The organism is Peribacillus sp. FSL P2-0133, assembly GCF_037975445.1.
Classification (GTDB): Bacteria; Bacillota; Bacilli; order Bacillales; family DSM-1321; genus Peribacillus; species Peribacillus simplex_E.
The window spans coordinates 4,985,335-4,999,725 of the sequence record NZ_CP150254.1; the positions used below are offsets into that span (position 1 = coordinate 4,985,335).

Below are 14,391 nucleotides of genomic sequence, written 5' to 3' on the forward strand. Positions count from 1 at the left end.
AGCCATAAAAAATGACTTACATGAAGCGTGGAACAAAAGAATTTAAAAAGGTAAACTTTGCTTTATTTGCAGGTGGATTCTGTACCTTTGCCATACTTTGGGGAACACAGCCCCTCCTTCCTGAAATCGCAAAGGAATTTCAAATATCACCGGCGGTTTCAAGTTTGAGTCAAACATCCACAACGATTGCATTGGCCATTAGCCTATTGATCGCTGGTACATTATCAGAGATTTATGGGCGGAAGCGAGTTATGACCATATCTTTGGTAGCATCATCCATGCTTGCCGTATTAACAGGGTTCATGCCGAATCTTGATTTGCTGATTACTTGCAGAATATTACTGGGCATAACGTTAGCAGGGCTTCCAGCGGTGGCGATGGCATATTTAGGAGAAGAAATCGACCCTAAAAGTTTAGGAATGGCCATTGGTTTATATATAAGCGGAAATTCATTTGGAGGAATGGCAGGGCGGATTATTAGCGGGATATTGACTGATTATTTTGGTTGGCGCACCGCATTAACCGGGATTGGCATCGTTAGTTTAGCTGCGACTTTTATTTTTTGGTCATTCCTCCCTCAATCAACCAATTTTAAAGTGCAAACCTTTAAAGTAAAACAATTTGGAATTGGCTTGTTCAGCCATTTTAAAACACCCGGTCTCATTCATCTTTTTCTGATTGGTTTTTTATTGTCCGCTGGCTTTGTTTCTTTATATAACTACATTGGGTTTCAGCTCATTAACCCGCCCTATTCACTTAGTCAAACCTTAGTTGGATTTATCTTCATCGTCTATATTGTTGGTACATTCAGTTCAACATGGATGGGAATGTTAGCAGATCAATACGGTAAAAACAGGATGTTACAGTTATCCATCATTATTTTATTGTTGGGGGTTTTCATCACATTGAACGTCAATCTATGGATAAAAATTTTTGGAATCGCACTCTTTACTTTCGGTTTTTTCGCCAGCCATTCTATAGCTAGCAGCTGGGTAGGGAGATTGGCCGCTCAAAATAATGCTCAAGCAGCCTCATTATATTTATTTTCCTATTATTTTGGGGGAAGTATTGTAGGAACGGCAAGCGGTACATTTTATAGTAATTTTGGGTGGATTGGCATTGTCATCATGATCGCTGTTCTTTCAACAATTTCTCTCTTGATTTCAATTCGTTTAGGAACGATATCTTCACGAACAATAAAGTTTTTGAAAGTTCAATAAAGCAATTTAAAGAATGTAATAGTTACTCCCAACAATGAGAAGATTTTTGTTGGGAGTTTTTTTGTATACATAAAATTTTTCAATTGACTTTTTGAAAAAAATGAAATAAAATTCAAAGTACTTCTTTTAAACTACTCTAATTAGAGTACTCTAAATGAAGTAATATACTATTAAATCAAAAGGATGGATTCAACATATGAAATTTACTGCATTCTTAAAAACAAGAGGTGCATCTGCGGCAATCTTTATGGGGATATTCTATGCAATTGCCATGCTAGGCATCTTTTTGCCTGGGTATACAGCCATTCCAGGAAATGTCGATAAATTACCTATCGCCATCATCAATGATGATGCCGGGGAAAATGGTGCGATGATTGCCGATCAGTTAAAAGAAAATTTACCCTTTAAAGAAATAGAGACGGATATAACCAATAAACAAGCCTTAAAAGATTTAGAGAAAAATGACTTAGCATTAGTCGTACACATCCCGAAAACCTTCTCTGCGAATATGCAAAAAGGTGAAGCGTCATCAAGCATTGACTTTACAATCAATGAGGCAGGGGCAACAGCCGTTTCTTCTACCATGAATTCTGTCGTAACTGAAATTAACAATCAGTTAAGCACACAATTCTCACAACAAACTGCCAAGGGCGTATTGATGAACTTTAATGTACCTGAAAAGCAAGCCGCTGAATTAGCGGAAAAGATTGAGAAATCCTATGTAGGAAATGTGGTTACAATCAATGAAATACCAGATGGCATGAATAACAATATGCTGCCTATGTTCTTGACAATGGCCGGTTATGTCGGGGCGATGATCGGGGCGATGCAAATAGTGGGTGCATTTAGAGCCAGCCGTGGAAAAGCTAGTAAAACACGTTTATTCATTTATGTGCAATTAACTGCGTTATTGATTGCTGTGGTTTCATCACTCATTGCTGTAGGTGTAGCATATTTAATTGACAAGCCAAGCGGTGACCTATTCTTCGGTATAGTGGGTCAACAAATACTAAACTATATGGTATGTTTTAATTTCACCGCGATTTTAATCTTCTTATTGGGTGAAGGCGGCATGATTTTAAACTTACCGATCTTATTAATGCAAACAATCGCAAATGGTGCCACCATCTCACGTGATATGATGCATTTACCATATGAATGGATGAGCCACATTTCCCCGATGTATTACTCGGTGCAAGCGTACTTTGCAAACCTATATGGAAGCATCAGTCCAAGTCCGTATATTTGGTCAATGGCTGCGGTTGGCGCCGTTGCGATGGTAATTAACATGGCTATTGTCGCGTTTATACAAAAACCGATGCCAGGACAGGTTTCTGAAACAGAAGTTGAAAAGAAAGCGGCTGAAATCACGGCTTAAGTTTTGCTACAATAAGGAGATAATACTTCTTAAAGGAGCGTAGAAAATGTCCATCCAAATTTTTATATTGAGCAAGCTGATGGAGGATAAAAACTATCCTTATAAATTAAAAAAACAGCTTTCAGAACCCATTCCATTAGATCGCCTAGGCGGGTTAACTGAAAGTAAACTGTACTACCATTTCGAATCATTGGTAAAACAAGGTTTAGTCGAACCAGTTGAAGTGATAAAAGAAGAACATCGGCCTGATAAACAAGTATTTGCGATTACGGATAAGGGTCGCGAAGAACTCCCCAAAAAAATCTATAAATTATTTGAAAGTGCGGATGAAATCAAGGATATGATTGTTTGTTTAGCCAACATCAAATATGTAGATCGGGACAAAGTAGTAGATATATTAGAAAAAAAAGTAAAGTCCATCAAGGCTATTTGGGAGCAGCTTGGGAATTTCGAGCCAGAACCTAAAGGCAACGAGAATATTCGTGAATTTTTGGCTGGTTATTTTTCGACCAGAACAGATCACACAATATATTGGTTTGAAGAGTTAATCAAAAGGATCAAGTCAAAGGAATTGTAAGTTTACTTGGCGGCACTACAACGAAGGCAGCGAAATTGGCCCAATCGCATAACCAAAAATAAAAGCTATGTGAAAACACATAGCTTTTATTTTTCATTTTTTCCAGTTTGTAGACAAAAGGAGTTTCATCTGAATTTTAAAACAAAGTTGATTGGAACGTAAGGTACGAGACTCCTTGGGGAAATGCGTGTCCAGGGGAGACCCCACAGGCGCCATAGGCGCCGAGGAGGCTTCCCGGACCGCCCGCGGAAAGCGAGTGCCTGGAGTGGAAATCAACGACAATCAATTGTATAAACCCTTACATACTTAATCGGAATGAGCAAGTAAAGTATGCCAATTTGATAGTTCTTAGAGTATGAGCTGTATTAACGTATCATCCGCTCAGTCCATACCAAAAATTTTCCCATATATTCTGAATTCTTGGTTCCATGTTCTCCTTTCCATAATAAGAAAATTCCATGAATACCCCATCAATCAAACAGAGATAGGACATGATTAAGTTCTCGATTTTCACTTGGCGTATTTCTTTTTTGTCAATTCCCTCTAAAAAGATATCATGTAAGAGAGAAGAAAATGATTTTTCAGATCTAAGGAATTTATCATTTAATATGTGCTTCAAATGTTCCGGCGGAAAGATCATCGCTCTCTTTAAAAAAGTTGCTTTATCTTCATGGTTTTTATAATAGTTACAAGTATCAAGAAGGATGTGCTTTAACTTTTCTTCAGAAGAGAGTGTATTTATTTCTTCGACAAATTGTTCGACCTGATGTATATGCTCTTCGAGAATTTCTTCAAAAAGACACAAGAAAAGGTCATCCTTACTCTTGAAATGGTTATAGATTGAGGGTTTTTGTATACCTACCCTCTTGGCAATTTCCGATAAAGCGGTTCCCTCGTATCCGTACTTAGTAAAAAGAGTTAAGGAAATGTTTTTAATTTCATTTTTTGTCATAATGAGCCCCCAAACTATCTAACGTTAGTTAATATCATTATAAACTCATTTCCTTTTTTAAACTAAATATTTGATACCTCTGTTTCTCTAAAAGATAAGAGAATTAGAATATGCTGGATAAAGAGGATTCTTCGCTTTTATACACAACTTTCCCATCGCTTATTGTAAGTTCCACTTTCGTTTTGAGCACTTCATTTTCAGGAATATCAAAAATATTTCTATCTAAAACCACAAGATCAGCAAGTTTTCCCGCTTCTATTGTACCTAGCTCGTGCTCTCTAAAACATCCATAGGCTGAGCCATATGTATATGCTTGCAATGCCTCTGCCAAAGTAAGCTTTTGTTCACGATGCCATGTGCTTTTTGGATCTCCACTACTATCAACTCTTGTAATTGCCGTATATATTTGTCGCATTGGATTTAATGAGATAGAAACCGGAAAATCTGTTCCTAAAGCTAAGGATGCACCTGAATTTAATAGCGACTTCGTCAGGAAAACATTTTTTTCCCTTTCAGGACCTATAATTGAAGAATATACCTCTCTTGATGAAGCAGCCATGTGATCAGGTTGCATGGAGGCAATGACTCCTAGTTTTGAAAAACGTTCAATGTCATCCGGATCGATTACTTCAATATGTTCAATTGTATGCCTTGAGTCCCTTTTTCCATTTTTACGTACAGCTTCTTCAAAAGCGTCTAAAGCTAAACGAATTGCCCCATCTCCAATAGCGTGAAACCTGATTCTGAATCCAAGTTCATCCGCTTTAACAACTCGATCAATCAATACTTCTGGATCTAGAGCTGGATGACCACAGATATCCAATTGATCGGAGTAAGGTTTGAGGAAGTAAGCTGTATGACCCGTGACTGTTCCATCAACAAACTGCTTTAATCCTGAGAATTGAAGTTTCTTTGATTCATATTTATTTCTCAGTATTTGAGCTTTCTCCAAATTGCCATCCAATTCAGGAGTGATATGAAATCTAGTCGTTAATTCTCCTTGCTTATCCAATTTTTCATAAAGGTCATAGTCTTGAATGAAGTCATCTATCGGCGCATACAAATCGTTTACAGAAGTTATTCCATATTGGGATAACAATTGTAAAAACTTTTTTAAAATCGTTTCTTTTTTATTTTGTGTTAACCGTAATGCCTCTTTTAAAACGATTTGTTGAGCATCTTCATAGAAAATTCCCGTAAGTAAACCATCTTTATCTCTTTCATACCGACCAAAATCCGGATCACGTATGTCCTCAGTAACTCCTGCTAAATCCATGGCTTTACTGTTTACCCATGTATAATGACCTTCAGCATGAAAAAGAACGACAGGACGATTTGGAATAACAGCGTCGAGTATTTTATAATGGGGCTCTTGTTTATCATGCCAATAACCTGCGTCCCATTGCATACCTATAATCCATTCATCCTCAGAACAACCTTTAGAAAATTCCAGTACTTTTGCAGCTGCATCTTGGGCTGACCTGGCATCAAACAAATTAATGCTATTTAAACTTAGTGCACTAAACATAGTGTGCATATGAAAATCATGAAATCCAGGCATAATTAATTGATTTCCATAGTTAAATACTTTTGTCGTACTTCCTATGAAAGGTTCAATCTCCGCTTTTGATCCTACACTCATGATTTTGTCACCTAAGATAGCAATTGCACCAGACGTTGGCTCATGTGTAAGCCCCGTGAAAATAGCATCACTAGAAAGAACAATATCTGCTTTTTTAATAGCCATAGTCGTTACCTCTTTTCATTCAAAATAATAAAACAGTAATGGATCATTGCACTAGCTTTACATCGAATTCTTCTTTTTGCTCTTCAAAATTCAGTTCAGGTGGACGTTCCTTAAACATTTTTGTTAAGTACAATAAGTAAATGAACCCTACTGACATCCAAGTAATTCCTAATACTAAAGAATGGATATCTAACTTTGTCATAAACAATATGGTTATACCGGTGCCTATTAAGGGAAGAAGTAAATATAAAATGATGCTTTTAGGAGATCTCTGCTTCTGTCTCACAAAATAATGGATGAGCACAGAAAGATTAACGAATGTAAAAGCAAACAGGGCTCCAAAGTTAATGAAAGAAGTAGCTGTTGCTATATCCAAAAAAACAGCACTCATGGCTACACAAGCAATGATCAAGATATTGAATATGGGCGTTTGATATTTTGGGGAAACATACCCGAAAATCCTCTTAGGCAGAACCCTATCTCTCCCCATTGCATATAAAATCCTTGCCCCGCTTCCTCCTGAGGCAATAGCAGAAGCAGTAGCAGATGTCACTACCACGGAAATAAACAAACTATTCAGTAAATTACCTCCGGTATAAATCATGATATCCACTATAGCTGTATCAGGGTTCTTAAAAGCATTAAAATTCGGGAAAATCGATTGTGCAAAATAGGTAGATGTAACAAATAATAACCCTCCAATTAATGTCGTAGCATAAATGGCCTTAGGAAGTGTTTTTTTGGGATTTTTGGTTTCTTCAGCTAATGTTGTAACCGCATCAAACCCAAGAAAACTAAAACATAATAGCGGTACAATTGAGAGTAGATGATTAAAATCCACGTCAGGACTAAAAAAAGGCTCCTTAGAAAACAACTCCCCGGTACCCTTTCCTGCTAAAAGTCCATTTATGCAAAGCAGGCTGAAAATAATGATAAAAAGAAATTGAAATATTACCAAAAAGGTATTCACATTTGCAGCAACCTTAATACCAAAAATATTAATGGTTGTCACAGCAATAATAAAAGAAATAATAACTGCAATGATAGGAACACCAGGGAAGTAAGCATTCACCATAATCCCAAAAAGTAAAGCACTGATCATAGGACTGAAAAGATAATCCAATAAAATGACCCATCCTACCAGAAAACCAAGGTGTGAATTAATTCCTTTCTGCACAAAGGTATAAGCTGAACCGGTAGTGGGAAATACCTGAACCATTTTTGCGTAACTGTATGAAGTGAATAGCATAACGATTAAAGCAATTATGTATGCCGTCGGAACCATTCCATGGGTACGATCAATAGCGATACCATATGTGCTAAAGACTGTCACAGGCGCCATAAAGGAAAGTCCAAATACAATTACATATCTTGTATTAAGTGAACGCTTAAGCTCGGGTAATCCTTTCATCGCAAAGAGCTACCTCCTTTATTAAATAGTTGAAGTGAATTATCAATTATCTTCTTTTGCACTTAATGCAGCGAGGCTGGCAAATTCATGTACAAGTGTTGCTGCTAAAAGTGAAGTGATTTGACTTGGATCATATGAAGGCAGCACTTCAACCATATCATATCCTATAAAGTTAAATTCAGTTAGGGAACGTATCATTTTTAGTGTTTCAAAACTGCTAAAACCACCTGCTTCTGGCGTACCTGTTCCTGGAGCAAAAGAAGGATCGACGAAATCTATATCAAATGTTAAGAAACAAGGTGTGTTGCCAATAGTTTTTCTGATCTCTTTCAAAACATCTTCAAATCCTCGATTGGAAAGTTCACCAGTTGTAATCAAACGATAACCTAAATCAAGGCTTGCCTGTAAATCTCCAGAGTGGTTTAACGTGCCTCGGATTCCTATTTGAAATACTTTATCCGTCTGCAGCAAACCTTCTTCGTGTGCACGAATAAAAGGAGATCCATGCCAATATTTTTCCTCGTAATATGTATCCCAAGTATCTGTATGGGAATCAAAATGAATCATGGCTACAGGGCCATATACCTTTGCCGCAGCGCGTAAACTAGCTAAAGTGACAGAATGATCTCCCCCTAATCCAATAGGTATGACTCCTTTAGACATCAATTCATACATGGATTCCTTCATTAAATCATAACTCCGATGAATATTATGAGGAATAACAGGGATATCACCAATATCAATTGCATTCATTTGTTCAAAAGGATATACCTCATGAACAGGATGATAAGGAAACAGGGTCATGGATGCTTGGCGAATGGCTTGAGGAGCAAACCTCGCTCCCACCCGAAAAGAAGCTGCTGTATCAAAAGGCATACCTACAATTGCCAGCTTTGCATCATGCTTTTGGGAAGGTAAACGCATAAAAGTTCCTGTTGTACAAAACTCTGGCTTTACATCTGGTGTAAGTGGATATTTCATAAGTATCATCTCCTGGTTTTAAATAAAAATCATTTCATACAAATTTTACAAACGCAGAGTGTAATCGCTTACAACCTTTAGTTCATTAGTTTACTTTTTATTTCTAACACCTACTTTTTGCACCATATTAACTAACGGTAGTTAGTATTAAACCAAATATAAACATAGTTGTAAAAAAAGTCAAACTATTTTTTATTGTCTATCAAATCCGCCTTTTGATCAAACCTGCCCCTTTAGTTCCATGAATAAAGGTTCCCTGACATCTTTAAATGACCATTTTTAAACGTTACTGATTTTTTCATGTTTTTTCCCCTTTTTTGTAATGAATTCGATGCCCCAAAGATAAACCGCACATATGCGCAATAAGGATCATCTGTGTAACATTATAAACAGGAACAGGATATCTTCAATGACCAATTGACTACGATTCGTGCGTTAGTGCACAATTCGAGTGAAATTGTGTAATATGCCTTCTTCCACTTATTCTGACGTTATAAAATGAAATAAAAAAAAGACCTTATTCAGGTCTCAAAGATTGCGATTGATTCAAGAATTCTCTAATTTCTTCTATAGGTATCCCTAGCTACCGGGCTTTCAATAGCATTTCTGCCCCCTTACTCCACGAAATCTGGGATTTTATATATCATTTTCCCTGTTTCTTTTTCCCTCAAAATATATGAATGCCGATAGAACAATGATTGCAATTAATACAATGTCAGATAACCAAAATAAGTCCATATCCGTGAAAAACTCAACCATACTTATTATAGAAAGCCCGAATAAGAAAATTAGTAAGAAAACATCTTTTTTACTTTGTTTCCGTTTTTCAAAGAACAATCCCACTATTTTTTCAAAAACTGATCCCATTATAAAACACCCCCTTAATTTTCCCTCTCTAAAGTCCGCCGTCTAAACCGTCAATCTTTATCCCTCTGCTCCAATCACGGGTGACTTTTAATTCATTATCAATGATGGTTATCGTGAGTTCTCCTTCTTTCTTATAAATCTTGGATGAATTCTCGTCATAAACCTTAAATACCGTTGTGTATGTGTAATCCACTGTACCATCTTCATTAATACTTTGTTCTTCAAGCTTCACACTTTGCACTTCGATGCTTTTCTTGATTTCTTTGGCTACCAGTGCTGGCATAGAATAAAAACGGTTAAGAATTTGGGCATTATATTCATCTTCTGATAAATATCCTTTAATTCTGTCTGCAATTTCATTAAATGCAGGAGGATTCGCTGGATCTTTAATGGTATATCGTACAGTATAATAGCCTTTAAATAACTTTTCTGCCTCTTCCAATTTGACCGCATTACCCTCTTTAACAGGGCTCCTCTCTGTCATTTCACCGTTTTCTTTGACCACTTCCTTGTTACATGCACCTGCAACTGAAAACACTGCGATTAACAACAAAAAGCTAAGAAATTTTTTAATGTCAGCACCCTCATTTCCTTTTACATTTCATTTGTTAAAAAATGAATTTCATTAGTATGAGCAGCCTTTAAATGTTCAAAATAAGGTAAAGGCGGACCACTGATCATCAGGGGAAATAATAAAAAACAAAAAATATATTGAAATATCAATTTAATTTAGATATAATACGATACGGTCTTGAAATTAGTCTGTGTATAATTTTTAGAAAATTTAATAATTTTCTAAAATAGCAAATTTTGGTTTTTTCGGAGGGTTTATTTTGTCTAATAAGGTACCATCATCATTTATAGTTGTGATTGGGTTCATGTTATTTGCCCTTTTCTTCGGGGCAGGGAATTTAATTTTCCCGCCAATGCTTGGTCAATCAGCAGGTACGAATGTCTGGACGGCTAATGCAGGGTTTTTGGTCACAGGAGTAGGATTGCCGTTACTCGGTGTGCTGGCACTCGGTTTTTCTGGAAAAGATGACTTACAATCATTAGCGAGCCGCGTCCATCCAGTCTTTGGTATTGTATTCACAACCGTTCTTTATTTAGCCATTGGTCCATTATTCGCAATGCCTAGAACAGGAAACGTTTCTTTTGAGATCGGTGTTAAACCTTTTTTACCTGAAGATTCAGGTCCACTGCCTTTACTTATTTTCACTATCATCTTTTTTACGGTTTCGTGCCTTCTTTCGCTCAATCCTGCGAAAATTGTCGAAATTGTGGGGAAAGTTTTGACACCCATCAAGTTGACATTCATAGGAATCCTTGTGGTAGTCGCTTTCGTCAATCCAATTGGAGATTTTCAAGCACCTGCCGAGCACTATATGGTTCAACCATTTTTCAATGGGTTTAGAGAAGGTTATCTGACGATGGATACTCTTGCATCTTTTGTTTTTGGCATCATCATCATTAATGCCATTAAAGAAAAAGGTGCTAAAACAAAAAAACAAATAATGATTGTTTGTGGAAAAGCGACTGCGATTGCGGCCGTTATCCTTGCTACCATTTATACAGCTCTCTCTTATATGGGTGCTTCAAGCGTTGGAGAACTTGGACGCTTGGATAATGGAGGCAGTGTCTTAGCAAAAGTCTCGGATTATTACTTTGGAGCATATGGCGGACTATTATTAGGATTAATGATCACAGTGGCTTGCATAACGACAAGCGTGGGACTCATTACATCTTGCTCGACATACTTTCATAAGCTATTTCCAAATCTGCCTTACAAAACAATTGCCATAAGTTTATCCATATTCAGTGCAATAATTGCCAATATTGGACTAACCCAATTAATTGCCATTTCTGTACCGGTGATGACAGCCATTTATCCATTAGCGATTGTTTTGATCTTCTTGACATTTCTTCATTCTTTCTTTAAAGGAAGACCTGAAGTTTATCAAGGCAGCTTACTTTTAACATTCATCGTCAGTTTATTCGATGGATTAAATGGAGCAGGTGTACACATTTCATTCATCAATGATTTCTTCACCGCAATCCTTCCTATGTATGAGGCAGGACTAGGATGGATCATCCCAGCCATTGTCGGAGGATTCATTGGGTATGCCAGCAGCGTCTTACGTTCGAAATTCGGTCATAATCACCAAATAGATTAAACGATATATAATCAGTCCAGGAATATTTGACTGTAGGAAAATTCGAAGAAAAGCGAGTTTGCCTACAGTTTTTTTCTTTAAAAAACGAAACCCGCTCCCATTCCGCCGACTGTCTGCCAACCCCATCTTCGCAAGCCAGTTATTCTGCAGGATTCATTCATTCCGTAATTTCTTCAGCAATTGAAAAATCTGCCCCCTATGGTGTGCTTCATGTTCAATCAGATGGTAAACGACCCATTCAGGTGTGACGTCATATTGTTCAAGCACCCTCGGTTTACGCCAATCCGTTAGATCCATTGTGCGAAAGTTTGAAAGAAATACTTCACGTACCTTATTGAGGCGGTAGAAATGTTCTTCCAATGTTTGTCCTTCAATTTGGCTTAGGGAGCCATCTTCAGCACGGCATCCAAATGGAAACAATGCTCGTATTTCCGAATCCCATTCCGTAACAAGGACCTCCTCGTATAACCAATCTGCCTCTACCAACGCTATGTGATATAACAGCGAGCCAATCGTTTGCCTTTCATCGATTTTCGAATCGAGTAAATTTTGGCTGATTCCAGTCAATTCCGCTATAAGCGTACGGCGAACATCTTCTAAACACCATAACCACCGCCCAATTTCCTCTTCATATCCCGATAATGCAGATACCAGTAATGCTCTTCTCTCCACCAAGATCATCCTCCTCTTCATGAACGTACATTCTATTTAAAAGTGTTGTTTCCTTCTTTTAAATGGAAAAATTACCTTTTAGAGCAGGACAAAAAGAGCAATCTTTTAGATTGCCCTTTCGCTTGTTCCTGATTGTTTCGTTTATGTCATCGATATCGTAGATCGAAATTAACTCCCCAAAAAGAGATTGGCTCTCATCTCCTCTGTTATACGCCTGCTTTGTAGATAATCCTGTTCCCGTTCTTGTTCAACCATCATGCGTTGCTCCAGTTTTTGAGCATATTGTGCATAGCTGATTCCATGAGCCTGAAACATCGCTTTTTCCATTGCCGACGTGTACGTTAATTCGAGAAAATTAATGAAGAATCAATCCTTCCCATAGTAAATTTCGTACTCATCTTATCATTGTTAGTGATAACTCACAAAGTTGCTATGGCTCCATATTCACTGATAATTCAGATTTTTCAACAGCTATTTCTATCTCCGTGTACATAAACGCCAAATCCCTCCATCTTCCTCTAATTCCCTTTTTTCATTTACAAAAAGAGCAGGTTGATGACAAATTAAAAGTCCCATTAACAAACCTGTTGTTAATGGGACTGAATGTTTATTTATATGAACCGAAAATTTCCTTTGCCAATCTACGCCCAGTAGGAGTCGCAGCCAGCCCGCCCTCTGCCGTTTCGCGAAGTGCAACCGGCATGGTCAATCCTATTTTATACATGGCGTCGATAACTTCGTCACATGGAATGCGGCTAGTAATGCCTGCAAGTGCCATATCAGCTGCCGTTATCGCGTTGGAGGCACCCATTGCGTTACGTTTCACGCAAGGAACTTCAACCAATCCAGCCACTGGATCACAAACCAGTCCAAGCATATTTTTCAATGTGATCGCCATCGCTTCTGCGGCTTGGCTCGGTGTACCGCCGGCCAGTTCTACTATCGCAGCTGCGGCCATGCCACTTGCCGAGCCCACTTCTGCTTGGCAGCCACCAGCCGCTCCAGAAATGGAAGCGTTGTTTGCGACCACGAAACCGAAGGCAGCGGAAGTGAAAAGAAATTCGATCATCTCTGCTCGGGTCGGGTTTAATTTTTCTTTCACAGCAAATAATGTCCCGGGAACAACGCCTGCCGAACCGGCAGTCGGAGTGGCACAAATCATTCCCATTGCTGCATTCACTTCGTTCGTCGCAACAGCTTTACTGACGGCATCCAATAATAAATCGCCTGCGAGCGCCTTGCCTGACTTGATATAATTTTGCAAAAGAACGGCATCCCCGCCCGTTAGGCCTGTAACGGATTGCACACCTTTCTGGCCTCTTTCCACCGCTTGTTCCATCACTGTCAAATTCCTGTCCATCTTTTCAATGATCTGTTCTCTCGACAGGCTCGAGAACTCCATTTCTTGTAAAATCATGATTTCCGCGATTTTTACATGTTTACTTTCAGCAAGTTCAACCAACTCTGCTACATTTCGGAACATGTTTTTACCTCCATATCTATGCCAACACTTTTACTGATTATTATTCAACCATTCTTATGACTTGCGACACGTTTTCCAATCCTTCAATTTCCTTCATGACATCACCCTTGATTTTCTGATCGACTTCAATCACCATGAGGGCCATTTGACCTTTTTCTTTTCGTGAAACTTCCATATGTCCAATGTTAATTTCATGATTCGCCAATACTGTCGAAACGGAGGATATGATTCCAAACACATCGTTATGCACGACTAAAATGGCTGGGTTTTCACCCGACAATTTAAGCTTGAACGTATTCAATTCCGTTATTTCTATCGTTCCGCCGCCAATCGAGATCCCAACAAGTTCCAATTCTTTATCTTCGTCGAACAGTCTGATCTTGACTGTATTAGGGTGATCCATCACCGTATCCTCGATTGTAAAGGTAACTTCCATGCCAGCTTCTTCCGCTATCGTTAAAGAGGCAGGGATTCGTTCATCATCCGTATCGAAATCCAATATCCCGCCTACCACAGCGACATCTGTACCGTGTCCCCTGAATGTTTTTGCAAAAGAGCCATATAAAGAAATGATGGCTTTCTTCGGTTGCTTTCCGAATAATGTCCGTGCTACTCTGCCAATTCTGGCAGCTCCTGCTGTATGTGAGCTTGAAGGTCCAATCATGACGGGACCGATTATATCGAATGCAGATCTGTATTTCATCGTGTAATGCCCCATTTCTGGCAATATATTTTTTAACCGTCTTTTCAGGGTGAATGAAGATCAAAAAGCGGCATAATTACTATATTAAAATATTTTTATCATTCCTGCAATGAAAACCCTTTCATTGTATATCCCATATTAACATATATTACATAACATACATACCAAAATATTTATCATTTAACGCGAAATCAATATTTGATTTTTCAGTATATTAAGATAATTA

Annotated in this window: 13 protein-coding genes; 4 read left to right on the forward strand and 9 right to left on the reverse strand. The window is 38.1% G+C overall.

The window, feature by feature from the left end; translation table 11 throughout:
• The first annotated feature begins 11 nt into the window (after positions 1-11).
• From MKY17_RS24030 to MKY17_RS24040, 3 genes are all read left to right on the forward strand, one after another.
• Positions 12-1,220 (forward strand): MFS transporter, encoded by a 1,209-nt coding sequence (locus MKY17_RS24030; protein ID WP_098373247.1) that lies wholly within the window; start codon positions 12-14, stop codon positions 1,218-1,220.
• Positions 1,221-1,416: 196 nt separating this feature from the next.
• Positions 1,417-2,598: an ABC transporter permease gene (locus tag MKY17_RS24035; protein ID WP_098373248.1), complete on the forward strand. Its 1,182-nt coding sequence runs from the start codon at positions 1,417-1,419 to the stop codon at positions 2,596-2,598.
• Positions 2,599-2,644: 46 nt separating this feature from the next.
• Entirely contained in the window at positions 2,645-3,175 is a 531-nt protein-coding gene (locus MKY17_RS24040) for a helix-turn-helix transcriptional regulator (protein WP_141992561.1), read from the forward strand.
• 373 nt (positions 3,176-3,548) lie between these two features.
• Here the strand turns inward: MKY17_RS24040 and MKY17_RS24045 are convergent, their stop codons facing one another.
• From MKY17_RS24045 to MKY17_RS24070, 6 genes are all read right to left on the reverse strand, one after another.
• Entirely contained in the window at positions 3,549-4,127 is a 579-nt protein-coding gene (locus tag MKY17_RS24045; RefSeq protein ID WP_098373250.1) for a TetR/AcrR family transcriptional regulator, read from the reverse strand.
• Positions 4,128-4,230: 103 nt separating this feature from the next.
• Entirely contained in the window at positions 4,231-5,874 is a 1,644-nt protein-coding gene (locus tag MKY17_RS24050) for an amidohydrolase (RefSeq protein WP_098373251.1), read from the reverse strand.
• A gap of 43 nt (positions 5,875-5,917) precedes the next feature.
• Positions 5,918-7,285 (reverse strand): APC family permease, encoded by a 1,368-nt coding sequence (locus MKY17_RS24055; protein WP_098373252.1) that lies wholly within the window; start codon positions 7,283-7,285, stop codon positions 5,918-5,920.
• A gap of 42 nt (positions 7,286-7,327) precedes the next feature.
• Positions 7,328-8,266 (reverse strand): agmatinase, encoded by a 939-nt coding sequence (speB, locus tag MKY17_RS24060; protein ID WP_098373253.1) that lies wholly within the window; start codon positions 8,264-8,266, stop codon positions 7,328-7,330.
• 636 nt (positions 8,267-8,902) lie between these two features.
• Positions 8,903-9,133, reverse strand: a complete 231-nt coding sequence (locus MKY17_RS24065) for a hypothetical protein (RefSeq protein WP_098373254.1) — start codon at positions 9,131-9,133, stop codon at positions 8,903-8,905.
• 28 nt (positions 9,134-9,161) lie between these two features.
• On the reverse strand, positions 9,162-9,671 hold the full coding sequence (locus MKY17_RS24070; protein ID WP_142324007.1) for a hypothetical protein: 510 nt from the start codon (positions 9,669-9,671) through the stop codon (positions 9,162-9,164).
• Between the two features lie 295 nt (positions 9,672-9,966).
• Between MKY17_RS24070 and brnQ the strand changes: the two genes are divergently transcribed.
• Positions 9,967-11,307, forward strand: a complete 1,341-nt coding sequence (brnQ, locus tag MKY17_RS24075) for a branched-chain amino acid transport system II carrier protein (RefSeq protein WP_098373256.1) — start codon at positions 9,967-9,969, stop codon at positions 11,305-11,307.
• Between the two features lie 153 nt (positions 11,308-11,460).
• Here the strand turns inward: brnQ and MKY17_RS24080 are convergent, their stop codons facing one another.
• The 3 genes from MKY17_RS24080 to sdaAB form a co-directional block, all read right to left on the reverse strand.
• Entirely contained in the window at positions 11,461-11,979 is a 519-nt protein-coding gene (locus tag MKY17_RS24080; RefSeq protein WP_098373258.1) for a DinB family protein, read from the reverse strand.
• Between the two features lie 607 nt (positions 11,980-12,586).
• Positions 12,587-13,462 (reverse strand): L-serine ammonia-lyase, iron-sulfur-dependent, subunit alpha, encoded by an 876-nt coding sequence (sdaAA, locus tag MKY17_RS24085; protein WP_339200947.1) that lies wholly within the window; start codon positions 13,460-13,462, stop codon positions 12,587-12,589.
• Positions 13,463-13,502: 40 nt separating this feature from the next.
• A complete protein-coding gene (sdaAB, locus tag MKY17_RS24090; RefSeq protein WP_098373863.1) occupies positions 13,503-14,165 on the reverse strand; it encodes an L-serine ammonia-lyase, iron-sulfur-dependent subunit beta in 663 nt (220 codons plus the stop codon).
• Between the last annotated feature and the right edge of the window lie 226 nt (positions 14,166-14,391).

What these genes read in the sequence shown, in the direction of transcription:
- MKY17_RS24030 (WP_098373247.1), top strand. Translation starts at nt 12, where the DNA reads ATGACTTACATGAAGCGTGGAACAAAAGAATTTAAAAAGGTAAACTTT.
- MKY17_RS24035 (WP_098373248.1), top strand. Translation starts at nt 1,417, where the DNA reads ATGAAATTTACTGCATTCTTAAAAACAAGAGGTGCATCTGCGGCAATC.
- MKY17_RS24040 (WP_141992561.1), top strand. Translation starts at nt 2,645, where the DNA reads ATGTCCATCCAAATTTTTATATTGAGCAAGCTGATGGAGGATAAAAAC.
- MKY17_RS24045 (WP_098373250.1), bottom strand. Translation starts at nt 4,127, where the DNA reads ATGACAAAAAATGAAATTAAAAACATTTCCTTAACTCTTTTTACTAAG.
- MKY17_RS24050 (WP_098373251.1), bottom strand. Translation starts at nt 5,874, where the DNA reads ATGGCTATTAAAAAAGCAGATATTGTTCTTTCTAGTGATGCTATTTTC.
- MKY17_RS24055 (WP_098373252.1), bottom strand. Translation starts at nt 7,285, where the DNA reads ATGAAAGGATTACCCGAGCTTAAGCGTTCACTTAATACAAGATATGTA.
- speB (WP_098373253.1), bottom strand. Translation starts at nt 8,266, where the DNA reads ATGAAATATCCACTTACACCAGATGTAAAGCCAGAGTTTTGTACAACA.
- MKY17_RS24065 (WP_098373254.1), bottom strand. Translation starts at nt 9,133, where the DNA reads ATGGGATCAGTTTTTGAAAAAATAGTGGGATTGTTCTTTGAAAAACGG.
- sdaAA (WP_339200947.1), bottom strand. Translation starts at nt 13,462, where the DNA reads ATGTTCCGAAATGTAGCAGAGTTGGTTGAACTTGCTGAAAGTAAACAT.
- sdaAB (WP_098373863.1), bottom strand. Translation starts at nt 14,165, where the DNA reads ATGAAATACAGATCTGCATTCGATATAATCGGTCCCGTCATGATTGGA.